The following is a 22879-nucleotide window of genomic DNA, read 5'->3' on the forward strand; positions in this document are numbered from 1 at the left end:
TTCTATTTATGGCTCAGAATAAATGAAAAATAAAATCAATATCATTCTAATCTTAATAGGTTTTTTCTGTCGTATACTTCGTTTAATATGTTTATAGCTAATGCTTTTAGGATTGTGCTACCTTATCCTGGAGGGTATAATCCGGTAGTTGGAATCTTATTATATATATTATTTCCTATTTTTATATACTTTCAAAATAGGATTTCCAAAAGCTTGGGGTATTCTAAATGGTTCTCTCACGTTTTTTTCTTCTTTTGGATGGTAGCGTGGTTCTGCTTGGTATATTCATTACTTCACCAATAAAACAACAGCGCCTAATCTTTCTCGGATTGGGCGCTGTTGTTTTATTGGTAAGTATCGCCTGCTTCTTGCTCTTGGCGAACTACTGTTCTTCATTTTTAAAAATTTATGGAAGAATAAAAGCCTATACTGCCATTGGGCATTACGGTGGGAGCAATATTCAGTTTAACGTTATTTGACAAGGGAGGTGTGCAGATGAGTGCGCTTCCCATTCCGATAGCTGCGCCTGCGATAACGTCCCAGGTTTCATGTCTTTTGCTATAGATACGTCCCCATCCCACATACCCGGAAATCAGATACGCAGGGATACTATATTTCCACCCATACCTTTTAGCTATAAATGATGCTCCCTGAAATGATATTGCTGTGTGATTCGATGGAAATGAATGTGTGTCACTATGATCAGGTCGCTCTTTTTTTATCGCGTATTTCAAAATATATGTGGCTGCAATACTGGTTGCACCCGATGAAATCAGTGCTCTGGTGCCCTTGTAATCTTTTAGTGCCAAGGTGCTAATGAAACCCGCAGCTGGTGCTGCGAACATCAGTATGTCTGTAGATGTTTTAACACTTTCGCGGGGTTGCGCCTTTGTTCCCTGAACTAGGGAATAAATGAGTACAATGAAGTATAGCAAATTCTTTAGCATAGCTTTTCCAATAAGTTGTAGAGATTATAATTAAAGAATGTGTTCCGACAGGTTTAAACGTTGAACAATACTGTAGTAAAGCATGGTCAGCGAAAAGCCAAGTAATACACCCCCCATTATATCAGTAAACCAATGCACTCCCGAAACCAATCGGCCAATTATTGTCATGACAATAATGAAGGCAGAAATATAAATAACTACTGTTTTTAAAAGCCTATTTTTAATTCTAGTCTGAAATTGCATTATAGCGGTTGCCATAATACATAGGACGACCATAGCATGGGAGGAAGGATAAGAAGCCTCCAAAGTCCCGTCCATCATAACTGGTCTATAATTAACGATCCAGATTTCAAAAAGAGCATAGCATATGGCTACTAACAGGTAAAAAGATCCAAGAGCGAAAATGTCTGAATCAATCTTTTTAATACTTTTCCTGGCGATGAGCTGCGCCAGTCCCAAGAGTGAGAATCCACAAGCCACCGTTATGGCAATTAAACCAGTCCATTCCGTTATGTTGTACCAGTAATGATTAACACCAATTGCATCGTGAAGACTTTTATTAAGGTCTGCAAGACCGACAATGGAGCTCCCCGGACCAATAGGCTGCATATCAAATGTCAGTACTGCGATGGTTAATGCGATAAATAATAAAAATAGAACAGCCGTCACGCTGAAATTTCGGAGATTTTTTTCTTTTAATATTTTGGGTTCCATTCTTAAATTGATATTTCCGATATTAAACTTGAATATGCTGCAAAAGTATAACGTCTTCTTTACAGCAATCCTACACTAACCTTACTTTTACCTTACATTTGAGCCTTTAACCTCTAGCTTGTTTCAATTATGCTTAATTTTGTTGTTATGAACAGAAATGAGCATTACTTTCTGAGAGATAAGAGGATATTGTTAGTCGATGATGAGCAGGTGGTTCTGGATATGCTTGAATCCTTACTTAAGGAAGAAGGATTTTCTTCCATATTCAAATGTGGTACAAAAAAAGATGCGCTTGAACAATATGCGCTACATCAACCCGAATTTACCATATTGGATGTGATGCTTCCTGATGGAGACGGATTCTCCCTTCTCAGGGAAATCAGAAAATCAGAACATATCCCTGTTCTATTCCTGACTGCTAAAGATCAACAGGAGGATCTGCTTGAAGGGCTGGGACTGGGGGCAGACGATTATATGGTAAAGCCATTTTCTCCACGGGAGCTTATCTTGAGAATCTATGCAATTCTGAGACGTTGTTATAAAGCAGATGATCCTTTAATTATACTGGAAGGCTGCATTATTGATATCAGTAAAGCTGAAGTGTATAGAGAAGGAGAGGTCTTTCAGCTAACAGCCAAAGAAATCGGAATTTTGGACACGCTTTATAAAGCAGCAAATCGTATTGTTACCATAGATACGCTTTGCAATAGTGTCTGGGGTGACAACCGTTACGGATATGAGAATTCTCTGATGGCACATATCCGTAGGATACGTGAGAAAATTGAGGTAAATCCATCTTCACCCCTATTATTGACCACAATCAAAGGATTAGGCTATAAACTAAACGTACCACTATGAATGTCTTTCAGTCATCCATCAGGCAGTTTGTAATAAGGACAGTTGTTGCCATCTTTTTGATTGCTTGCTTCAATATACTTTTGGTAGGAGTTTACATATACCGATTTCAGCAGTCTGTTTCAGGCGAAACCGCCATTCTTCCCCTGATAAAGCAAATTTCCGGAAACATCAGGATGGTAGACAATCGTTATGAAATTCCTGATTCAATGACAAATGAGCTCGAAAAGCAGAATATTTGGGCTATGTTGATTGATGATCATAGCGGAAAACTATTATGGATCCATAAGCTACCCCAAGATATCCCTACGCATTATACCTTAAGTGACATTGCCACCTTCAGTCGGTACTATCTTAAGGATTACCCTGTCGTTGCATGGAAACATCCAAAAGGTTTGATCGTATTAGGATACCCAAAAAATAGTTTATCAAAACTAAACTATATATTTCCTTATGGGGAACTCCAGGCAGTGCCTTTCCGTATTCTGTTTTTGATAGTATGCGATTTATTTATTCTTTTTCTGTTATACTTTTATATCGGGAGAAAATCGATAAAATCAGTTCACAATATTTTGACGGGAGTTAAATCTCTTGCTTCTGGGGACCAGATCCATTTAAAAGAATATGGCGATTTTTCGGAAGTTGCCAACCAGTTAAACCGGACTTCTGATTTACTCAAAAGACGGCAGACAGCGCAGGAAAATTGGATTGCGGGTATTTCCCATGATATTCGGACACCCCTCACAGTTATTCTCGGTTACGCCGAAAGTATTGAAACCAATAGTTCCCTTCCCAAAGAAGTTCAGGATAAGGCATCGCTTATCAAATACCAGAGCACCCGGTTGCGGGATCTCGTTAATGATCTGAACCTCATCACACGTATGGGAGATGATTCACAGGTTTTGCGTCTGGAAGTCTTTTATCCATCGGTTTTTTGCCGTGCCTTGATTGCCTCATTTTTAAACAGTGGAGTACCGGACATATTTTCTGTTGAACTTAATATCGATAAAAATTCTGAACCGGTCTGTCTGATCGGGGACCGGAGACTTCTGCAGCGGGCCATCTATAATTTAATCCATAACTGTATTAAGCATAACCCGGCTGGTTGTAATATCTATGTGCGGGTAGAAGCGAGGAAACAAGACATGTTATTTATTGTGTCTGATGATGGCAGGGGAATGACACCCGAGGAAATTCACCTTCTTAAAACACGGACTCAATATTTGGGTAGTGACAATCTGTTCCAATTTAAACAGCATGGATTTGGTTTATATATTGTCCAGCAGATTGTTAAAATGCATTCAGGAAGCACAGGCTTCCAGATAAATACGTTTGGTGGGTTAGAAGTGGTAATTTCGATTCCGATCTAGGTATGGATCTTGCGTCCAAATCTCTATTTACGCTAAGGCTTATATATTATTCCGTGGGTTTCGTCAGTATATTTGAGTAAATGTTCTTGGTTCGTAAATATCCGAACATGTGAAATGGCAGATTATAAACCGAAAAAAACAAATTACATTTTATCCCTTGTCAAATTTTCCGATATATTTCATACAGAGCATATCGGCAATTTTTTCACCATGTATTTCAATTGTGCCTTTTACAACAAGTTCAAGCATGGAATGGGCTGTGATCATTTTCAGCTCTTCAACTTTGAGGATCATCTTTTCGGCAATGTTGTAATCTTCTATTTGGAGAATCAGTATCTCGTCAAGTTTTTCGCTTTTTGAAGTATGGTTAGAAATAGATAGTTTAATAACGTTTTTTAATAAATTTCAATTCTTTTTTCGATAAGGTTGCTTATTCCATCTTTCGTTTTTATATTTGGCGGATTAACTAAACATGAAAGCGAAACAGTTCATATGGATCTTATTGCCATTGATGCTCTTACAGAGTTTCTCAAATGTTTGGCTATGGTCTGTATTTGCATTGAACAGGGATTATATCGCACGCAATGAATGTGTGAATCGCTTTAATGAAAAAGCACTGTCCTGCCGTGGACAGTGTGTATTGATGAAGAAAATGCGCGAACATGAGGAAAAAGAACAAAAAAATCTTGAATCCCGTATTATTGACGTAGTCTTTATCGACAACTCCCACAATTTTTCTTTTGATATGTCTTCCTTAAACAATGAAGATTATATTAGTTTGCCTTACCCAGCGTACAAACAAGATTATTCCTACAATCCCACCTTTACAATTTTCCATCCACCATTGGTTTAAATTATTCTTATACGTGTTAGCAATTGATAAGCTATTTGACGAGGTGGCCTTTTCAATTGCAATTGTTAATAATAATTAAATCAAAATCTCATGAGCACATATTCCCGTATAGGGATAGTTGTGACCTTATTTTCATTTTTGGCATGTCAATTTATTGCATGTACGCCATCATCTCCTTCAGGTCCTCTGCCTATTTTGGGTGAGCGGGATATCATGGAAAGGAATAAGGATGGTGTTAAGGTCATCGATACTTTATACCATACAATACCCGATTTTACACTGTTGGATCAGGACAGTAGCATAGTGTCCAAAAAGACATTGAAAGGAAAAATCTACCTAGCTGATTTCTTTTTCACACGTTGTCCTACGATCTGCCCGATCACCTCCCGCAATCTGCTTAAAGTAGCAAAGCACTTTGCGGACGACCCTAGAATCGTGATCGTATCGCACACAGTCGACCCAAAATACGACAGACCCTATGTGTTGAAGCGGTATGCAACAGAACTGGGAGCACCATCCAATTGGCTTTTCCTCAACGGTCCGAAAACCGAGCTGTATAAGCTCGCTGGTGCTGACGGTTATTTCTCGTTTGCACAGGAAGACCCGAATGCTCCGGGAGGATTCGATCATAGTGGTGCTTTTACACTTGTCGATACCGCTTTTAGGATCAGAGCCGTATATGATGGGACAAAAACAGATTCAATTCCAAAAATCATAGCCGATATCCAGCTTTTGCTGAATAAAGGATAGCAAAAAACAATTCAATGAATTTATCAAAACAAGTATTCCAATTTCTCGTGGCATTTTCGGTTGTCCTATATGCTATTGCCTGTACTGAACAGAATTCCCAGAAAAAACATGTTGGTGCCAATGGCGCTGCGGCACCAGCTATTCCAGACGAATCTAAGCTAATTGCTATCGCAGATACCGTGTACAAGGGCTTGACATTTAAGGTCTATGCCGACGCTAAACTTGACAATAAATACCATACGGTTTATTTACAGGTAAAGGACAAAGAGGGTAAACCCTTCAATAGTTCATCGCTTGACTATTACCCACAGATGGATATGGGACTGATGAAGCATGGAGGACCTTTTGAACATCCTGTTGCCCTAGGCGAGGGCTGGTACCGAGGGTCAATGGTGTTTATCATGGCCGATATACCGGATATGGGACCGGGTTGGCATTTGTATACAACCCTTGAAACGAAAGGGAAAAAGGATACCATAGCCCTAAAACTTCCCGTATCTGCTGCAAAGACAATGCGGACGATGAGTTCCGGTACACGGGATGATAGCCGCGTGTTTATATCCAATCTGCTGCCGGATACCCTGAAGCAAGGAAAGCATCCTATCAAATTTCTGATGAGTAGGATGGAGCACCATGATTTTCCACCATTGGATGGATACCTCATCAAACTGAAAACAAATATGCCAGCTATGGGACATGGCTCATCGGGTAATAAGGATGCTGAAGCCATTGGACAGGGTTACTATGAAGGAGAAGTAAATTTCTCCATGGCTGGCCAATGGGAAATTATCGTTGAGCTGTGGAAAGACGGCAAGAAAGCAAATCAGGATGATATCAAATACCAGGTCTACATTATTAAGTAAAAAAATTGGACGGCTGCTGGCTGTCCGATATTTCATAAAGTTTTTAATCACTATAACATAAAGAAAAATGAACAAACAAATCAACGTAATCCTTTCCTGTCTCGGTATCATCGGGATAATCGCCTGCGGTGGAAATGAAGACAAGAAGAAAGAAAGCAACAGTAGTACAACAGCAAACCAACCGGCAGCTTCAACAGAAGCAGCCATGTTGGATTTTAAATCAGATGGATCCAAAGGAGTGGGGCCTGTTAGCGCGATCGAACACAAACCATTCGACGCACAGCTAGCTAATAAAGGCCTGGAGCTCTTTGTGTCTAAATGTGCCATGTGCCACGATTTCGAACGTACCTTGGTAGGGCCTTCGTTGGATGGCGTTGTAAAGCGGCGTACAGCAGAGTGGATCATGAATATGATGCTGGATCCCGCTACTATGCTCGAAAAAGACGCCGATGCAATAGCGCTGAGCAAAGGTTTCAGCTCTCCTATGATTAGCTTAGGACTGCAGCAGGAGGAAGCCAGAGCTATTTTGGAATATTTGAGAGAGCGTAACAGCGCTGCGAAATAAGCCCAGCTATGAAAACCTGCAAAATCAGATTGTTGTCTGTACCAGGATGGCTCGAGCTATTTGCTTACAGGCAACAGATCTGTTGTGGGTATATATTGGTCAAATTTAATTTATTATACCCTTGAAAACGCTATACTTAAAGTCATTTTTAATTTTTACGCTTCTATTTACAATTTTTAGCGTCGATGCACAGTCGCAATATGCTGATACGCTATTGCCAAAACAGCTTGATTCTGTTTTTATAAAATCCCAGTTTAGGAAAGATAGGTCTAGCTATCAGTCTGCACGGATAAACATACCTGATTACGAGAATCCACAGGTCACAACAAGTGTCGGTATCAACCTAACTAAAAATAGAAACTATTATACCCAGACGGCTATGTTGGCAAATGCAGCTGGGGTTACCCCTAGCTGGGCCGGGATTGCACCTTATTTTACTATTCGTGGATTTCGGACCAGAAGCAATTTTAGAAATGGCCTCAATGCTTACCTACACTATAGCGATGAAAATAGCAATATACAGCAGCTGGATGTAATCAAAGGACCCAGTGGTACCCTGTTTGGTGGTACAAATATGGCTTTCGGGGGATTGATCAATGTACTCACCTATATTCCCGTGGATAGTACATTTACAACTATTTCGCTCGCAGCGGGCAACAATGCCCTGCATCGCGGCAGTGTTGAAATAAATACAGCACTTGATTCAGCACACAAATCCCTGTTCAGAATGTTTGGTACCTATACCTCCAGAAAGAGTTTCCAGGATCAGGGATTGAATAAAAGCCTTTTTCTGGCACCAAGTTTTAGCTACCAGTTGAGTCCTGACCTTAAGATTAGAATGGAGGTAGAATTCTTGCGCAGAAATACTACCAATAATCCTTTGTTTACACCTAGCAATCCACTAATCGGCGGCATTGCAACAAACGTACAGCGTTCTAAAGATCTCCATTTGGACTACTTCAGTTCTTATACGAATAACAGCTTGCTATGGCGAACATCGTCACTTAATTTTTATGGAAAGATAAGTTATGCCATTTCTCCGGCTTGGCAGTCTGAAACAAACCTCGCCAGTACAAACAGTACATCAAATGGCGATTATCAGACAAACCTGCTGCTCGACAATAATAGCGCGGTAGCAAGGAAGATATTACACTATGAATCCGAGGATATCAGCAACTATCAGGTTCAACAAAATTTTATTGGCAATTTTAAGATAGGGGACTGGGACAATAAATTACTGATCGGTCTAGATTACCAGCGCTATAGCTATGCCGCAAATTATAAAAATGCAGGTTATGTGGATACGGTATCAATTGCTGATCCTTCGGCTACAGCAAATTTATTTCATGCAGACCTGATCCGTGGTATCGTACTTTCCAAGCAGCCCAATAGTTCGGTCGCTCCTCAAAACAGCTACTCGGCCTACATTTCAGATGTCATCAAACCCACCGATGCGTTGACGCTGATGCTTAGCGCCAGGTACGATAGATTGATCAATTTTGGCACAAAAGATCTGTTGACTGCCGTTACCACAGCCGATTATAAACAGTCGTCCATCACGCCTAAAATAGGTCTGACTTATCAGGTTATTCCAAAAATTATAACAGTTTTTGGAAATTATATGAGCGGATTTCAAAATCTCGCACCTACAAGTGCCAACGGCATTCTATATAATTTTAAACCCCAATACGGAAACCAGTTCGAGTCCGGTGTCAAAATAGCGGTTCCTAACAATGCACTTGATCTTACTCTGAGCTACTATGATATTAGGGTACGCAATTCGGTGATTACAGATCCAGCGGATGCCACGAAATATATTCAAGGAGGAAAACAGTATAGTCGTGGTGTAGAACTCGATATACAGTCCGAACCCTTGGCCAATTTTTTTATCCATGCGGGGGGAGCTTACAATGCTAGTAAGTTAACGGTTGCTGATGCTGCCGTTCAGGGATTAAGGCCTGTAAATGCTGGTCCAAAATGGTCTTTCACCTGGTATGCTAGCTATGAACTACCGGCAAATAAGGACAGTAAGTGGAGTGCCGGATTAGGAGGGAATTATGTTGGTCAGGATCTGATTATTAACAGTACAAATGCTGGAAGTTTTTATACCGACGCTTATACACTTTGTAATGGTAATATAGGTTATGTTTTCAAGCAATTTCAATGTAAATTGACCGCCGAAAATTTATTTAATACCCGTTATTATTATGGAGGTAGGGGTTTTATCACACCCGGTAACCTGCGGCAATGCATTTTGGCTATGGCCTTGCATTTTTAGTGCTGTGATCTTATAATCCTATATACGCATAAGAATACGTGTTTTGTATCTTATCTGCAGCGTTAATAGGATAATGCGCGGAGCTGCTATAAGACAACAAGGGGTAAGAAAGTGATTAAAAGTAATTTATACATAATCGATATTATTTAATAGGCTATGGTCCTAATTTAAGACATACTAAATAACTCATAAAATTTGATAAAGACTAGTCTGTCTGTAACTTTTCAGCTCGTGCGATTGATTATCAATATAAATTACTTTCCGGCTCGTGTTTTTGCTAATTATATTAGTATTTTTGAATTTATTATTGTATATTTGTTTGATAACCAATTAATAAATATTATGGCTAAATCAAAAAAACATTTGGGTAAGTATGTAGATCCGCGTACCGATTTCGGTTGGAAATTTTACTTTGGTAGAGAAGACAACAAAATCTTACTAATTGAGTTTCTCAATAGTCTATTTCATGGAGAGAAGATAATTTCGGATCTAAGATATAAGCCTGTAGAACAAGATGGCGACTATGAGGAAATGCGTCGTGTTGTATTTGATTTACATTGTATCGGCAGTGATGGTGAGGTTTTCATCATTGAGATGCAGCAGCTCTTTCAAGAATTTTTTAAGGACCGCGCGGTGTATTATACCTCACGTCTCATCAATAAACAATTAGCGCGAGGCAAGAAGGGTAGCGATTATTACCTACCGGAGGTTTACTTTATTGGTATTTTGGAGTTTGACATGGATAGAAACGGAAGTTCTGGTATATCCCGTGTCACAGAGCGCCCTTATTTCTATGATGTTGCGCTGTGTGACAAATTGACCAAAGAAATATTTTATGATAAATTGGGGTATAAGATGATTTCGCTTCCATTATTTAATAAACAGCCGGAAGAACTAAAGACAGTTATGGATCAGTGGTTGTACTTACTTAAGCACTTGAGTACTATGGATAGATTGCCATCATTTTTGGATAAAAGAATATTTGGTCTTATCTTTGAGATAGGAGAGATAGGTAAATTAACGGAGGAGGAACTCATGTCATACGAAGCAAGTTTAAAACATAAGCGCGATGCGGAGAGCGTATTCAATACGGCGATGAAATCCGGAGAAGCTTTAGGTCACGCTAAAGGTTTGGCGGAAGGTCTGGCGGAAGGTAAAGCTAAAGGTCTGGCAGAAGGGGAGCGCAAAAAAGCGCTTGAGACTGCTAAAGCATTTAAGGAAATGGGATTACCAATAGCTGATATCGCTAAGGGCACAGGACTTTCAGTCGAAGAGGTCGAAAAACTCTAAGGTTTTATAATTGCAGCTATCTTAAAGGTTTTCTGTCTTCTGTCTTGCATAACGGAATTAATTCTATTTGCGAAAAAGTCCTTAATTAATTCCCAGTTACTTATATTCATACTACCATTGCCGTTTTTGTCGAGGTGGTCAATAATATTTAAAGTACCAATAACTTCAAAATTGTCTCGAAACTTCATAAAGTCTTTTCGGACAATTAAAAATCCGTAAGAACCTAAAAAGTACGGTTCAGTCTCAGGATGAATTGACCACATCTTTTTAAGTTCATTGTCAGAATATTTGAAGTAGTCAGACTTTCTATTTCCTATTCCAAAGAATTCGATATTATTAATGTTTGAAGTTGTCGGTTTTTCGAAACTGTCGTAAGTCAATGCCGAGAAAATAAAATATTGCGGGCTTTTCTCTTTGGAAGTACTCGTGCAAAGCAACATTTTAAATCTATTGTCAGCGGCTTTGAATGTTAACAAGTCGCCTTGATTAATATCTGTTATTTTTGCCATAGAATGGTTTGTCTTTGCATTGCAGGTAACAACTGTTTTTGTGAAACTGTGAAACTAATATATAAAAAGTTACGCTAAGGACAGCTATACAAGTCATCACAAGCTAGGTAAATATTTAGATTTTGCCAAGCCGATGTTAACTACGATTTTTTTTAATAAAAGTCACAATAGAAATTCCATTCTTCTGTTTTCGCATTTTTAGCAAAATACATCGTTCCGCTATAAATATAAATGTTAAACAAGTTTTCTAAACCACGATGATATCGCCTTTCTATTACATAAGAAAGGATAATGTGCCTTCCGTTTTCTACCCTTTTCATTAAACGTTGTATGGCCAGCGATGGTGAGTCGAGCCAAAAGTAGAGTACTGTGACTGAATAGCTGATTTTTTGTACTTGTCTAAGTTGGCGTATAATGAGGATAAAAAAGTGTTGATATTCAAAGTTTAACATATCATTAATAGTTTTTCAGATATAACATTCCAGTTAGCATTTCTCTCATTTTATTTTTGTAGATTTATAAACCTCCCTACGTGTAGCACCTTGTCAAAGATACAAGAAGATCGTATGCAAGGACTTCACTTAAAAAATCCAACATGATTTCAAAAACAAAAAAAGGAGTTGCGTTCCTTTCCACTTTTCCTCCACGCGCCTGCGGTATTGCAACCTATACAACAGATCTGATAAATGCTATCGCGAGTAAATTTGAAGAGTCGTACCGGCTAATTCCCATACCGATTGTAGATAATAATACATCGCAAGATGATGGCCCATTGGGGAAGCTAGATATTTTAAATCCGCTTTCATTCGATAATATCCTTCAAAATATCCTGTGTGATCTGGATATTAAATTAATTTGTGTCGAACATGAGTTTGGTCTCTTCCTTGGTCAGGAGGCTAAATTCATATCTTTTCTTTCGGATCTCAATGCAGCACAACTTGCTACTGTAGTCACTTTCCATACAGTGTTACCAGCACCTGATCGCACTATGCTCGAACATGTATCTGCCATTGCTTATCATTGCTCGCAAATCATCGTGATGACCCAGGGATCTGCCGATATCCTTATTCGTAATTACAAAATTCCTACCAGTAAAATAACTGTAATTGCGCACGGCACCCATTTAGCCCCAGCTAAGGATAAACATGCCATTCTTGAGTATTTTAGCCTCGTGGGCAAGAAAGTCCTCAGTACATTTGGTTTGCTGGGGCCCAGCAAGAGTATAGAAACCACACTTTATGCACTTCCATCTATTATCGAACAAAACCCAAATGTGATATTCCTTGTTTTAGGAATGACACACCCCAACCTGCTGCGAAGTGAAGGAGAGTCGTATAGAAACGAGCTTGAGGCAATAGTTGATGAATTCGGTATTTCAGCTCATGTGCGTTTTATTAACGAATTTCTTTCCACTGAAGACTTATTAGCCTATCTATCTATAACCGACGTGTACCTTTTTACGTCAAAAGATCCGCTACAGGCCGTTAGCGGTACGTTTTCTTATGCGCTGAGCTCCGGATGCCCCATCATCTCTACGCCAATCCCTCATGTGAAGGAGGTTTTAAAGGAAGATATGGGCACCATAATAGATTTTCAAGCTTCTGATCAGCTCGCAGCTGCTGTCAATCATATTTTGGATGATGAACTTCAATTAAGCAAGATTCATCATGTTAACCTTGAGAAGATGGTCAAGACTTCCTGGCAAAACGTTGCTATAGCTCATGTATATCTTTTTGAGCTTCTTATAGATAAGAAAGGGAAAATGATCTACTCCATTCCACCGATCAATCTGGACCATATCTTTCGGATGTCAGAGGAGCGCGGCTTTGTTCAATTTGCTGATATTTCCACGCCGGACCTTTCAAGCGGTTATGCTTTGGATGACAATGCAAGAGCGCTTGTAGCTATGTTACATCACTATAAATTGTATGGATCCTATGAAGACCTTAGTCTGATCCAGAAATATTTAGATTTTATAGCTTATTGTATGCAAGAAGATGACACTTTTCTAAATTATATAGACAGATACGGAAATTTTACAACACAAAACCAAGTAGAGAATCTTGAGGATGCCAACGGCCGAGCTGTTTGGGCCCTGGGCGAAGTGGTGGGCATGGCCAATCTTTTGCCGGAAAGAATAGTTAAGCTTGCAATAGAACTTATGGAGCGAGCCTCCAAACATGCTTTAGTGTATTTTTCGACAAGATCGATGGCCTTCACGATTAAAGGTCTGAGTTTTATGACGGGCAAAAATTATAAAGCTATAATCCAAGTACTTGCAGATCGGTTGGCAGCCATGTTTGAACATGAGAGCACCGCAGATTGGCAATGGTATGAATCATATATGACCTATGGCAATAGTGTAATTCCCGAAGCCATATTGATCGCTTATGAGGCTACTGGAGATAGCAGATATAGCGACATCGCTTATCAATCCTTTGATTTCTTATTGAGCAAGATTATTGTTGACGATGAGATTCACGTGATTTCCAACAAAGGGTGGGCACACCGTGGCCAACCGACAACCAAGGCTAAAGGTGGGGAGCAGCCCATTGATGTTGCCTATACTATTATTGCGCTAGATAGGTTTTATAAGTTCACAAGAGATGAGCAGTATAAGAGAAATATACGAATCGTATTTGAATGGTTTCTGGGACGGAATCATATTCGGCAGATTGTTTATAATCCTGTTACCGGTGGATGTTTTGACGGTCTGGAAGAGCACACGATCAACATCAATCAAGGCGCAGAATCTACTATAAGTTATTTAATGGCCCGGCTTAAGATGGAGGATTACATGAATGAACCTGTGCGTTAGTTTATTTTAAAAACTTGATGCCTGATTGTCAATTATTATGCGTACATTTATTACTGCGATCTGCTATTCATCTTAACCCATTCAGTAGATCCAATATGATAAATACACTTGTTTTATCTTTAAATTCTCCACGATATACCTTTCGGAAATTTTCAGTTCAACAAATAGCAGCTTGCGTACTTCAAAGAGTAAATACGATTCAGCTTAATATTATTCCTTCCGATCAATCATAGCTATTGAAAGTAAAAAGACCATCACTTTATAAAATCCATACATCATGAGTAAAGACATTAAAAAGGAAAAAAGCACCAAAGAGAAAGCACAATCTTCTTATCAAAAGGAAAAAGATGTTGTCTCTAAAGACGTAACGGATAATGTCTTCCGTAAAAAAAAGAAATAGGCGATTGAAACGGTAGCTTATTTTTTGCACTTGCACAAAGGTAGATTAATTTGAAGCGGGTACAAAGTCTGGATTATTAGACCAGGCTTTTGCTCGCTTTTTTAATTTGCAAAGCTGAATTTGATTAACGTCCCTATATACTAAACAATTGTAGAGAATGTATTCCACAAAAAAGCATAACAGTTTCCTGTTATGCTCTTGGAAGACAGCGTAGCCATCTTCCAAAATTGACTATTCTACTTAATTATGCCTTACGTACATTAGTTGCGTTAACGCCTTTTTTAATATCCCCGAAATAATAGATTAATCATGATCAGAGCATTTATTCTATTGGGATCCAAAGGCTAAATACTACTTTCTCATCAAAGCATTTAACATGGATATCGCCTTTGTGTGCGGTTATTATCTGTTTGCAGATATAAAGTCCCAATCCCAGCCCGCCTTCCTTCTGATTTTTTCTTCCAACAAAAGGTTTAAATAGGTTATTGAATATAGGGGCTGCGATTTTATGTCCATCATTTTCTATCCGGAAGATAAATTTCCCACTTTCAATGGAAGAGTTTATAACGATTGTATTTTCTGCAGATCCATGGCGAAATGAATTTCCTATAAGATTTGAAAACACCTGTGCCATACGTTCATGATCACATTTGACCGTAAGTTTTGCACCAAGATGTGTAAATACCTTTCTTTCGAGCGAACTTGTTTGGATCTCACGCAGAGCCTGTAGGATCACCTGATCTAATTGGACCACATTTTTGTTCAGATGAATACCCGTACCTAGCTTACTACGTGCAAAGTCTAGGATGTTATCGATTAAACCTTTCATTCTGTGCGAGGAATCGTATATAAGCTTGGCCGTCTGTTTATGTTTCGCATTTTCGAGTTTGTCGGCGAGATACTGCGACAAGGTAATGACAGCACTCAATGGATTTTTCAGATCGTGCCCCAAAACTGATAATAGGGTATCCCTGCGTTCAGAGTATTCCAATTCCTCACCCAGCAGTGCTTCTGTATTTTTAATCTTGGCGATTGAACCCAAATGGAAACTTATCAGTTCAGATAGAAGTTCGAATAGTGGTGCTATCCGCTCAGTATCGATAGTTACCGGTTTATAATCTATCGTACAGAGCGTTCCAAAGAACAATCCGTCCTTGTCGACTATAGGGAATGCGATATAACTTTTAAAACCTTTTGCATACAATTTTCGTTTCCAATCTTCATTTTCACAATAGTCGATATCCGGAATAATGATAGGCGCGTGTTTACCATGTGCTTCATCTCCTAACGTATAATGTAATTCCAGCTGCTGGCCAACAGATACCCCGACCCCCAGCGAATCACGTACAGCACAGGCTATCCATTGATGGCCATTGTGAGAGGTCACCAACCCTAGATCCATGCCTGTATACAAACATATTGTGTTCAATATATTCTTTACTGCAGGGATATCTTCGATCCGCATAAGCAGATGGGAGATTGAATCATTATTTTCTTTCATAACTATTGCTATCTGGTAAAACGAAATCACATTTAAGACTAAAAATATATGGCTTTGTACCGGCTAATTAGCTAAATACAAATTGTGTGGATAATAATGCTGGATTTTCTGTCGGAATCTTGTTAGCGAATCTTTTGTATAAATATAAGCAAAATTTTATCAGTTTTTCTAAGCTTTTCGCGGGTGATAGGGAGGTGAATCCTAATTGCAGATGCTTTATACTTCTATTTAAGGAGAATTAGAGTTCAATGCAAAAAAGATGTTTTAATACGCCTTCGTCGGAATATACACGTGAAGTACAAGCAATCTCTCTGTTAGTAGAACCAAAACTGTTCGAAGGATGTTCAATTTCAAAAAGCTTTAGAGCAGTAAACTTACTAAACATGGCAACAACAACTAAAAGTAACACAAGTGAAAAGTCTGAAAATGGAACGATGACCAAGCAATCCACAGACAATACAAAAAAACGCGTAGCATCGGATGCCGCAAAAGATTTGGCCGAGCTTTTTGAAGATGGGCTCAAAGACATTTATTGGGCAGAAAAGGCATTGACAAAAGCATTGCCCAAAATGGAAAAAAATGCTACCGCCAATAAGCTAAAAAAGGCAATTTCCAAACACCTTTCGGAGACTGAAAATCATGTGAAACGCTTAGAACAGTGTTTTGAGAGTTTAGAGTTAAAGCCCAAAGCAGAGCGATGTGCAGCGATGGCCGGACTGATCGAAGAGGGCGAACACATTATCGAGGAAACCGAAGAAGGAACTGTTAGAGATGCAGGTATTATCGCTGCTGCCCAGAAAGTCGAGCACTACGAAATTGCCACTTATGGCACACTCGCCGCTTTTGCTAAGGTATTGAAATACAATGAGGCACTGGACCTTCTACTTGAAACTCTTGCGGAAGAAAAAAATTGTGATGCAGATTTAACTGCTTTGGCGGATACTAACCTCAATACGCAAGCTAAATAAAAGAGATTAAAAGAGCCCGAGAGGAGAGCAAAGTTCTGTGCAGCTCCGACAGAAAGACAAAAAATGGATGGATCTTACGTCTGTAAGATCCATTTTTTATAAATGATGATCTTTGACAAGTTATCTCTGATCTATAATAATAGAAAAAATCAAGATGAAAAAGAAAATTGTGGTGTGTGATGATGATAAAGAAATACTAAATGTATTTTCCTTGGTGTTAGAGAATCAGGACACGATTGTTATAACCGTTGTAAACAGTTTGGTTCTGATGGAAGTGTTGGATAATATACATGCTGATATACTCTTTTTGGATATACATATGGGTGCACGGAATGGTGACCTTATACTGCGTGATCTCAGGAGTTCATTTAAATATGATAAGCTGCCCGTGATTATGATGTCAGGTCATATCGACGGAAGGAACATTTCAATTGAATGTGGAGCCGACGGCTTTTTACCAAAGCCTTTTGAACTTACTGATCTGGAAAACTATATACGAAGATTTGTTTATGAAAGTGAATCGTAATACCGTGTGTGGTTTTAAGCTATACGAAATTTTGGGACAATTACATATACTGGCGAACTCGTTAATTCTGTGGAGGTAAGACAACTCTATTGCAATGGGAAATCGACAAAGGGAACCATCGATTTAAGCAAGTATCGTAGGTAATGGTCTTCCCATAATTGGAGATTTTGGTACTGTTGATTATCAAGTTTCGAAAACTGATGACCATTCAATTCGGAACAAATGAATATTAAGAATCCCTTTCTATTTCATAATCTCCTCCAACTTCCTCACCAACCTTTCCCGCTCACCGCTTCCTGTGGTCGAAAAGCGGAGTAGGGGAAGGCCATATTTTTTCAGAATGGCATCTTTCATCGCGTCGCGTTCCGATTGTTTTCCTTCGACGGCGTGATAAGCATAACCATCCACTTCGATCGCCAGGACCGCGTTCTTGCCAAGTTTATTATAGATCAAAAAGTCCAGGTGCGTCATGTGATGGCCTGCATATTTTGCTTCAGCAGGCGTCAAGAGTGAGTAGTCGTCAATCAGGCTTCGTACTGGAAAATGGAGGAGCACATCGTATTTTGAAAACCTGTCATCAGATAATACAGAACGCACCAGCGTATACATCAGGTTTTCACTGTCAAATACCGATTTGATACGCTTCTGCAACAAGATCCTGCGACGCTTTTCCTCATAGCCTTTATACAGATAATCAAATATAGAGTGCAGCTTACTCTGTATGATCGTGAAGTTGTTGTATTCGATATAACGGATCAGGTCGGTGATATTACTTTCGTTTTCGGAGTCATTGCCATGCACCAATAAGATCAGCTGATCTTTGGCCCGTGAAATTGCCACATTTAGTCGGTTGGAGTTATCTGTAAATTCGGAGATTTCATTGTCGACCGTTGAGAGGATAATCACATCATTTTCTCTACCCTGAAATTTATCAACCGTGTCAGCTATAATCTCCGTACCCGCAAATGTACCCTGCAAGGCATTTGTCTGATTACGATAAGGCGTCACAATACCCAGGTCAACCGAAGCAAGCTGCTGTTGTGGGATGATCTCCTGTAGGATAACATCGATCTGCCGCTGATTCATCCGTGCCCGAGCATGGTTACCCGCCACTGTACGATAGACCAGTAGCGGTTCGCGCTCTGATGTTGGCTCAGATAGGATAATGAGCTGATCATTGTAGAATTTACGGTTACAGAATTCAATGATCTTTGGATGGCAACGGTAATGTTCTTTCAGCAGTGTTTTATGGACATCAGGGAATAACTGTGTGATGGATGCAAGTAAACTGTTTTTCGCATAATGATAAGGTTCAGACAGCTTGAATGCATGAAAGATCGCATCTGTCTTTTGGGCCATTGTCGCATCCACTACATTCGGCAGCTGTTTGAGATCACCGACAATAACGGCACGTTTTGCGCATGATAGGGCCAATGCACCCGTTGCCAGATCCACCTGCGAAGACTCATCAATGATCACATAGTCATAGACCGTATGTTCAACCAGGCACCTTCGCAGCGAATAGGTGGTACTCATGATGACAGGATAGTCTTCGATGAAACTGACGGACTTACCACGCAGATCAGCCTCCTGATATATCGGACGATCCTTGTGTTGATACCTGTTGTAAAGTACATTTTTAAAAAGCCGCATCGCGATTTCCGTATACTCGCGCATCTTTGCATCGAAGGAGAAGTTATGTAAAGCCTTTTCCAATGACCCGATACGAGATGCCAGTTCCGCAATCTTGGTTCGGTAATAAGCCGATTGAGCGATCCTGATCATGTCCCAATGCGATAGGGTATAAAAGCCCTTATCTTTGATACGGTACCTGAAACGATAGATTAGTTTCTTCCACCAGTTAAACTGTTTGCCAGTATGTTCCTGATCGGTGACGGAATTCCAGAGTGCCAGTAGCCGATCTGATGAGAGGTTACTATTCAGTTTAAATTCTGCTATTGATTTCACAGTATTCAGAAAATGCTGCTGTTCCGTTCTTATGTTTTCAATAAGGAGTTTCAGCGTGGCCAGCTCGTTCTTCTGTGCTAGTTCTTCGGTGAGTTGTAGCAGGAGCGCGTTATTCTGCTGTTGTAACTGAGTCAGTTGCTTCTCCGTTAACTGAAACCTGGATAGGTCAGGAATGTCCGATTGCGATTCTATAAATTCCCTTTTATTCTGGTTGCTTCCCAGCAAAGCAGCGATAAAGGAGAGACCATTCCTATGCAATTTTTCATACACATTTTTCGTTGCCGAGTTATTGCTTGACACCACAGCTACACTTTGACCATGCATAACAGCGTTGGCGATTATATTGAGGATTGTCTGCGTTTTACCGGTCCCAGGAGGCCCCTCGATAATACTCAGCGGGTTGACAAAGGCATTATTTACACCTTCTTTTTGACTGAGGTTGAATCCAAAGGGAAAGATTTCAACGGGAGCGAGGAGATCACAATTTTTGGGTTGTATTTCATTCAGATAATTAGATAGGATGGCATGTTCAGGGATAAATGATATTCTATTATAGCTATCTTCAAGAATGTTTTTTCCATCTTCTGACTTGAGCCCTACAGCATCTGCAATCGCTTTTAAATAGTTGAAAGTGGTAGCCGCTTTTTTGCTCTGCAAAGCGGATTTGATGACCTGAACTTTATCCTTGTTGTAGGTGTATTTTTTATTACTGCTTTTAAATGCCACAATACATTTCTCGCCCACAAAAGAATAGGACTGGATATCGTTGGTCTTGTCCTTTCCATCGATGTAGATGGCTTCTTTCTGCTGAAATGAACTGTTGGCATTATACATGTTGGAAAACTATTCTTTTAGATAGGATATTAAAAACTTTTCATTTAGTAATCTGATTTTTCAAAATCAAATATGACCTTTCTTATGACAGGTTGTAAGAATTCAATCCAATTGTTGATATCTGTTTCGTTAAAATATACAAACCAGATATCACTAGAATTTTTGTAGATGTTATCAACTTTCTCAAATTTTTTCTTGTACCAAAGCTGTATATTTTCATCCATGCCAAAAATATAATGGTTACTAGGTGGCAAACGAAGTTTGTCTTTAATTTTATTTTCGAGCTCGGCTACTCTGGCTAGATCGTCCATTGTTAAAAAGAATGGGATTCTTTCCCTAAAAACTGACTGAGAACCGATGTCATTGGACTTGCTAATCTGTACTTCAAAGACAAATTTAGAACCAGCATAAGCATCAAAACCACCTTGGGCACATTGGAACCAAATAACTAAATAGTGATCTTTTAATTGTTTGTAAAATCCCAGCATGCCACTTTTAGTCTTTTTAAACCCTGCACTTTTTAATTCGGGAAAGATAATTCTATTGATTACTCGATATACTTCCGTTGATTTCATTTTGCTTAATAGAGTTTTCTAAATATTTAGCCACTAATTTAAATAAATTAGTCCTCATTTTCACTGATAATAGATTTGAGTGCCTCTTCAGAATAATTTTCTATAATACCGTGTTTGGTTTTTAGATAATCAAAGATAGCAAGATTGTCCAGCCCATGTGATTCCCGAAGTCCATCAATAATTGTTTTTAAATAGGCAATGCTAGGTTTAGTCGAGGATTGTGAATCTTGTTCATTTGTTATCGTAAAAATAGGGAAGCCGTTATGCTCACCCAGGTATAATATGTTACCATACCAGGATGGCTGTTTAAAGATATAAGAGCCATTTTTAATTACCTTTCCAAATTCAATTTCTAAGCTGGTACTTGTATTCGTCTCCTGTCTAGCAATATCTATCAATTGGCCTTTTGTTATCAAATATATTCGTCCATAAGTAGACGCAGTAGGAGTAAATGTAGTTCTGATAAAGGCAATGCCTCCGTTCCAATTTTTCGAGACCTTCGCAAAGTAAAGTTCAGCGGGGATATACATTTGTTCACTGTTGATCGGGAGCGTTTTATCATCACATCCATCGTAGGATGTGTTTGCGCCAGCGGGCTGACCTCCCTTTATATAGCAAAGAAACCTTTCTTGCAGCAGGTTGGAGCCGTAACATGCGTACCAAACTTTTTTGTTCAGATTATCCATTTTTTTAGTATTTTTTGACTTCTTTCAGATGCCAGCGTAATTCCTCAGGAACTAATGCCAAGGCAAAACTAGAGATCCCGAAATCTTTTGAGAATAGTTCCCTATCATTTTGCCAAACAGTTATTTGATCCCAATAAGCCAGGAAGAAGTCTCCTTCCTGAATAAAGTCCATCCAGCCATCGGCTTTAATTGATGCTTGTTTGTCGATCAATATAATACCCGAATAATTTTCCAGGCTACCATCCAGAAACATTCCATCATGGCCTTCTATACAGGATTCTGACCAGTCAAAATCATATTTAAAGCTCATAGCCAATAAACTATTTAATTCATCAGCAAGCTGGATTTGTACTAGTTCCCTTAATTTTGGCCCCATAGTACTTGAAAATCCATATTTACTCCAATTATCTTCCATAGATTCCTATTTAAGTGTTGAGCGTACTCTTTTCAATTTAAATACAGTGTATCCGATCAAGGGAAATATGGCAGAGAGAATAGTATAAATGCATTTGGCTTGGAATTGCCAATTTATATTCAATGGGAGCGGAATTTCCTTGATGAGATAAGCTATTAAAACATCATATGCTATGTAATAAGCCTCAGGAATCAGCCATAAAATCGTGATATTTATATTGGTATTAAACTGATAATTTCCCGTGATGAGTACACACGATATAAGTATGATCAATCCAATCAATGCTGGCCAGAATATGGAGAATATCTTTCTATTTTTTTGCGCCTGTAGGTATCCTGCATAAATAAGTCCTGCAACTTGAAATCCAAAAATAATCAGGTTAAAATTTAAACTCCCCGTAAAATACGTCAGCCAATCACCAGCTGTTAATACTGCATAAAAAGTCAAAGCCATAAAACTGAGATGTACAAATAGGGGAGCGTTAATTCTCTTCATTATCTATATTACGTTTGTGGAATCTCAATGTCTTTATCGCTTTGAGAAGATCCTCTTCTGTTTGCGTTTTTAGATCTGCTCCACAGAGATTAAATCGGACTTTTGAAGAGTTTCCCCATAGACTGCCGATATACACTCCGGTCATTCCTTTTCCGGATATTCTCGGAAATACGATTTTCGCTCTTCTATTATCGATAGTATCCCAGGATACATTTTGTTTTCTGTACAGATCGGCATCGAGATCCAAATCCAGTATCGGCATATCTTTTACAATAATATAGTCCGAAGAGTCTGTTGCGCTTTCCTCCATCATCTGTCTCGTAATGACTTCTATGTTATGCTCTGTCAACGTATTTGAATACATGCCCAGATCGAAGTAAAGTGTATCCGTGTTGTCTACAGCAATTGCACCGACATAACTGTCGATTCCATCTTGTTTGACCTGCTGCCATTTATAAGGAACTTCAATCGTAAATAGACCAAAATCCATTGTCTTTGTGCGCGATGGATCTTTGCATCCAATAACGAGAATAGTGAGGACAGAAAGATGAAATTGTTGAATGATCTGTTTCATGCTATGGCTTATGCGTTGAATTTACAAAATTAGACTGGACTATCCATCTAAGGTTAATATTTTTTATTATTAAATCGCAAACCGGTGGAGAGGAAGTGCCAAATTAATTATTAGATTCGTGTAGT

The 22879-nt window shown here is 39.1% G+C and carries 23 protein-coding genes; 12 read left to right on the plus strand and 11 right to left on the minus strand.

What is annotated here, in order from left to right; translation table 11 throughout:
- Positions 1 to 398 precede the first annotated feature (398 nt).
- On the minus strand, positions 399 to 947 hold the full coding sequence (locus D7322_RS13815; RefSeq protein WP_121124805.1) for a phosphatase PAP2 family protein: 549 nt from the start codon (positions 945 to 947) through the stop codon (positions 399 to 401).
- Between the two features lie 30 nt (positions 948 to 977).
- Positions 978 to 1661 carry a phosphatase PAP2 family protein gene (locus tag D7322_RS13820; protein WP_121124807.1) on the minus strand — a complete coding sequence of 228 codons (684 nt, stop codon included), beginning with the start codon at positions 1659 to 1661 and terminating at the stop codon, positions 978 to 980.
- A 147-nt stretch (positions 1662 to 1808) separates the two neighbouring features.
- Here D7322_RS13820 and D7322_RS13825 point away from each other — a divergent pair, with 147 nt between their 5' ends.
- Together D7322_RS13825 and D7322_RS13830 are read left to right on the plus strand one after the other, a co-directional pair.
- The gene (locus tag D7322_RS13825) at positions 1809 to 2519 is read left to right on the plus strand and encodes a response regulator transcription factor (RefSeq protein WP_121124892.1); all 711 of its coding nucleotides are present in this window, start codon (positions 1809 to 1811) and stop codon (positions 2517 to 2519) included.
- Positions 2516 to 3886 (plus strand): sensor histidine kinase, encoded by a 1371-nt coding sequence (locus D7322_RS13830; RefSeq protein ID WP_121124809.1) that lies wholly within the window; start codon positions 2516 to 2518, stop codon positions 3884 to 3886. The genes D7322_RS13825 and D7322_RS13830 overlap by 4 nt, the downstream gene beginning before the upstream one ends.
- Positions 3887 to 4036: 150 nt before the next feature.
- Here the strand turns inward: D7322_RS13830 and D7322_RS28460 are convergent, their stop codons facing one another.
- Positions 4037 to 4180 carry a hypothetical protein gene (locus D7322_RS28460; RefSeq protein WP_183078705.1) on the minus strand — a complete coding sequence of 48 codons (144 nt, stop codon included), beginning with the start codon at positions 4178 to 4180 and terminating at the stop codon, positions 4037 to 4039.
- Positions 4181 to 4358: 178 nt separating this feature from the next.
- Between D7322_RS28460 and D7322_RS13840 the strand changes: the two genes are divergently transcribed.
- The 6 genes from D7322_RS13840 (at position 4359) to D7322_RS13865 (ending at position 10485) form a co-directional block, all read left to right on the plus strand.
- On the plus strand, positions 4359 to 4739 hold the full coding sequence (locus tag D7322_RS13840; RefSeq protein WP_121124813.1) for a hypothetical protein: 381 nt from the start codon (positions 4359 to 4361) through the stop codon (positions 4737 to 4739).
- 90 nt (positions 4740 to 4829) lie between these two features.
- Positions 4830 to 5489 carry an SCO family protein gene (locus D7322_RS13845; protein ID WP_121124815.1) on the plus strand — a complete coding sequence of 220 codons (660 nt, stop codon included), beginning with the start codon at positions 4830 to 4832 and terminating at the stop codon, positions 5487 to 5489.
- A 14-nt stretch (positions 5490 to 5503) separates the two neighbouring features.
- Entirely contained in the window at positions 5504 to 6352 is an 849-nt protein-coding gene (locus D7322_RS13850; RefSeq protein WP_121124817.1) for a FixH family protein, read from the plus strand.
- Between the two features lie 67 nt (positions 6353 to 6419).
- On the plus strand, positions 6420 to 6917 hold the full coding sequence (locus D7322_RS13855) for a c-type cytochrome (protein ID WP_121124818.1): 498 nt from the start codon (positions 6420 to 6422) through the stop codon (positions 6915 to 6917).
- 121 nt (positions 6918 to 7038) lie between these two features.
- A complete protein-coding gene (locus D7322_RS13860; protein WP_121124820.1) occupies positions 7039 to 9195 on the plus strand; it encodes a TonB-dependent siderophore receptor in 2157 nt (718 codons plus the stop codon).
- A gap of 342 nt (positions 9196 to 9537) precedes the next feature.
- Positions 9538 to 10485 (plus strand): Rpn family recombination-promoting nuclease/putative transposase, encoded by a 948-nt coding sequence (locus D7322_RS13865; RefSeq protein ID WP_147430414.1) that lies wholly within the window; start codon positions 9538 to 9540, stop codon positions 10483 to 10485.
- On the opposite strand, the gene D7322_RS13870 is transcribed toward D7322_RS13865, so the two are convergent.
- Positions 10482 to 10994, minus strand: coding sequence for a hypothetical protein (locus D7322_RS13870; RefSeq protein WP_121124825.1), 513 nt, complete (start codon positions 10992 to 10994; stop codon positions 10482 to 10484). The two genes, D7322_RS13865 and D7322_RS13870, sit on opposite strands and share 4 nt — an antisense overlap.
- A gap of 595 nt (positions 10995 to 11589) precedes the next feature.
- On the opposite strand from D7322_RS13870, the gene D7322_RS13875 reads away from it, so the two are divergent.
- Both D7322_RS13875 and D7322_RS29100 read left to right on the plus strand, forming a co-directional pair.
- The gene (locus D7322_RS13875) at positions 11590 to 13812 is read left to right on the plus strand and encodes a glycosyltransferase (protein WP_121124827.1); all 2223 of its coding nucleotides are present in this window, start codon (positions 11590 to 11592) and stop codon (positions 13810 to 13812) included.
- A 277-nt stretch (positions 13813 to 14089) separates the two neighbouring features.
- Entirely contained in the window at positions 14090 to 14212 is a 123-nt protein-coding gene (locus D7322_RS29100) for a hypothetical protein (protein WP_257090543.1), read from the plus strand.
- A gap of 322 nt (positions 14213 to 14534) precedes the next feature.
- Here the strand turns inward: D7322_RS29100 and D7322_RS13880 are convergent, their stop codons facing one another.
- Positions 14535 to 15713 (minus strand): GAF domain-containing sensor histidine kinase, encoded by a 1179-nt coding sequence (locus D7322_RS13880; protein ID WP_121124828.1) that lies wholly within the window; start codon positions 15711 to 15713, stop codon positions 14535 to 14537.
- Between the two features lie 383 nt (positions 15714 to 16096).
- On the opposite strand from D7322_RS13880, the gene D7322_RS13885 reads away from it, so the two are divergent.
- On the plus strand, positions 16097 to 16681 hold the full coding sequence (locus tag D7322_RS13885; RefSeq protein WP_220700076.1) for a YciE/YciF ferroxidase family protein: 585 nt from the start codon (positions 16097 to 16099) through the stop codon (positions 16679 to 16681).
- A gap of 154 nt (positions 16682 to 16835) precedes the next feature.
- Positions 16836 to 17207 (plus strand): response regulator, encoded by a 372-nt coding sequence (locus D7322_RS13890; protein WP_121124830.1) that lies wholly within the window; start codon positions 16836 to 16838, stop codon positions 17205 to 17207.
- 243 nt (positions 17208 to 17450) lie between these two features.
- On the opposite strand, the gene D7322_RS13895 is transcribed toward D7322_RS13890, so the two are convergent.
- From D7322_RS13895 to D7322_RS13920, 6 genes are read right to left on the minus strand one after another with little or no spacing between them, the layout of a single operon-like run.
- Positions 17451 to 20009 (minus strand): AAA domain-containing protein, encoded by a 2559-nt coding sequence (locus tag D7322_RS13895; RefSeq protein ID WP_121124832.1) that lies wholly within the window; start codon positions 20007 to 20009, stop codon positions 17451 to 17453.
- Between the two features lie 44 nt (positions 20010 to 20053).
- Positions 20054 to 20584 (minus strand): hypothetical protein, encoded by a 531-nt coding sequence (locus D7322_RS13900; RefSeq protein ID WP_121124834.1) that lies wholly within the window; start codon positions 20582 to 20584, stop codon positions 20054 to 20056.
- 47 nt (positions 20585 to 20631) lie between these two features.
- Entirely contained in the window at positions 20632 to 21270 is a 639-nt protein-coding gene (locus tag D7322_RS13905; RefSeq protein ID WP_121124836.1) for a hypothetical protein, read from the minus strand.
- Between the two features lie 4 nt (positions 21271 to 21274).
- On the minus strand, positions 21275 to 21685 hold the full coding sequence (locus D7322_RS13910; RefSeq protein ID WP_121124838.1) for a hypothetical protein: 411 nt from the start codon (positions 21683 to 21685) through the stop codon (positions 21275 to 21277).
- A 6-nt stretch (positions 21686 to 21691) separates the two neighbouring features.
- On the minus strand, positions 21692 to 22180 hold the full coding sequence (locus D7322_RS13915; protein ID WP_147430416.1) for a hypothetical protein: 489 nt from the start codon (positions 22178 to 22180) through the stop codon (positions 21692 to 21694).
- Complete coding sequence (locus tag D7322_RS13920; RefSeq protein WP_121124842.1) at positions 22167 to 22754, minus strand: hypothetical protein; 588 nt, start codon at positions 22752 to 22754, stop codon at positions 22167 to 22169. Before D7322_RS13920 ends, D7322_RS13915 begins: the two co-directional genes overlap by 14 nt.
- Between the last annotated feature and the right edge of the window lie 125 nt (positions 22755 to 22879).

Origin of the sequence: Sphingobacterium puteale (assembly GCF_003627955.1) — a bacterium.
GTDB lineage: Bacteria > Bacteroidota > Bacteroidia > Sphingobacteriales > Sphingobacteriaceae > Sphingobacterium > Sphingobacterium puteale.

Excerpts from the sequence above, each read along its gene's own strand:
- D7322_RS13820 (WP_121124807.1), bottom strand. The coding sequence starts at position 1,661 with ATGGAACCCAAAATATTAAAAGAAAAAAATCTCCGAAATTTCAGCGTG.
- D7322_RS13870 (WP_121124825.1), bottom strand. The coding sequence starts at position 10,994 with ATGGCAAAAATAACAGATATTAATCAAGGCGACTTGTTAACATTCAAA.
- D7322_RS13830 (WP_121124809.1), top strand. The coding sequence starts at position 2,516 with ATGAATGTCTTTCAGTCATCCATCAGGCAGTTTGTAATAAGGACAGTT.
- D7322_RS13850 (WP_121124817.1), top strand. The coding sequence starts at position 5,504 with ATGAATTTATCAAAACAAGTATTCCAATTTCTCGTGGCATTTTCGGTT.
- D7322_RS29100 (WP_257090543.1), top strand. The coding sequence starts at position 14,090 with ATGAGTAAAGACATTAAAAAGGAAAAAAGCACCAAAGAGAAAGCACAA.
- D7322_RS13855 (WP_121124818.1), top strand. The coding sequence starts at position 6,420 with ATGAACAAACAAATCAACGTAATCCTTTCCTGTCTCGGTATCATCGGG.
- D7322_RS13885 (WP_220700076.1), top strand. The coding sequence starts at position 16,097 with ATGGCAACAACAACTAAAAGTAACACAAGTGAAAAGTCTGAAAATGGA.
- D7322_RS13905 (WP_121124836.1), bottom strand. The coding sequence starts at position 21,270 with ATGGATAATCTGAACAAAAAAGTTTGGTACGCATGTTACGGCTCCAAC.
- D7322_RS13920 (WP_121124842.1), bottom strand. The coding sequence starts at position 22,754 with ATGAAACAGATCATTCAACAATTTCATCTTTCTGTCCTCACTATTCTC.
- D7322_RS13840 (WP_121124813.1), top strand. The coding sequence starts at position 4,359 with ATGAAAGCGAAACAGTTCATATGGATCTTATTGCCATTGATGCTCTTA.
- D7322_RS13900 (WP_121124834.1), bottom strand. The coding sequence starts at position 20,584 with ATGAAATCAACGGAAGTATATCGAGTAATCAATAGAATTATCTTTCCC.
- D7322_RS13890 (WP_121124830.1), top strand. The coding sequence starts at position 16,836 with ATGAAAAAGAAAATTGTGGTGTGTGATGATGATAAAGAAATACTAAAT.
- D7322_RS13845 (WP_121124815.1), top strand. The coding sequence starts at position 4,830 with ATGAGCACATATTCCCGTATAGGGATAGTTGTGACCTTATTTTCATTT.
- D7322_RS13910 (WP_121124838.1), bottom strand. The coding sequence starts at position 21,685 with ATGGAAGATAATTGGAGTAAATATGGATTTTCAAGTACTATGGGGCCA.
- D7322_RS13915 (WP_147430416.1), bottom strand. The coding sequence starts at position 22,180 with ATGAAGAGAATTAACGCTCCCCTATTTGTACATCTCAGTTTTATGGCT.
- D7322_RS13895 (WP_121124832.1), bottom strand. The coding sequence starts at position 20,009 with ATGTATAATGCCAACAGTTCATTTCAGCAGAAAGAAGCCATCTACATC.
- D7322_RS13825 (WP_121124892.1), top strand. The coding sequence starts at position 1,809 with ATGAACAGAAATGAGCATTACTTTCTGAGAGATAAGAGGATATTGTTA.
- D7322_RS13880 (WP_121124828.1), bottom strand. The coding sequence starts at position 15,713 with ATGAAAGAAAATAATGATTCAATCTCCCATCTGCTTATGCGGATCGAA.
- D7322_RS28460 (WP_183078705.1), bottom strand. The coding sequence starts at position 4,180 with ATGATCCTCAAAGTTGAAGAGCTGAAAATGATCACAGCCCATTCCATG.
- D7322_RS13815 (WP_121124805.1), bottom strand. The coding sequence starts at position 947 with ATGCTAAAGAATTTGCTATACTTCATTGTACTCATTTATTCCCTAGTT.
- D7322_RS13875 (WP_121124827.1), top strand. The coding sequence starts at position 11,590 with ATGATTTCAAAAACAAAAAAAGGAGTTGCGTTCCTTTCCACTTTTCCT.
- D7322_RS13865 (WP_147430414.1), top strand. The coding sequence starts at position 9,538 with ATGGCTAAATCAAAAAAACATTTGGGTAAGTATGTAGATCCGCGTACC.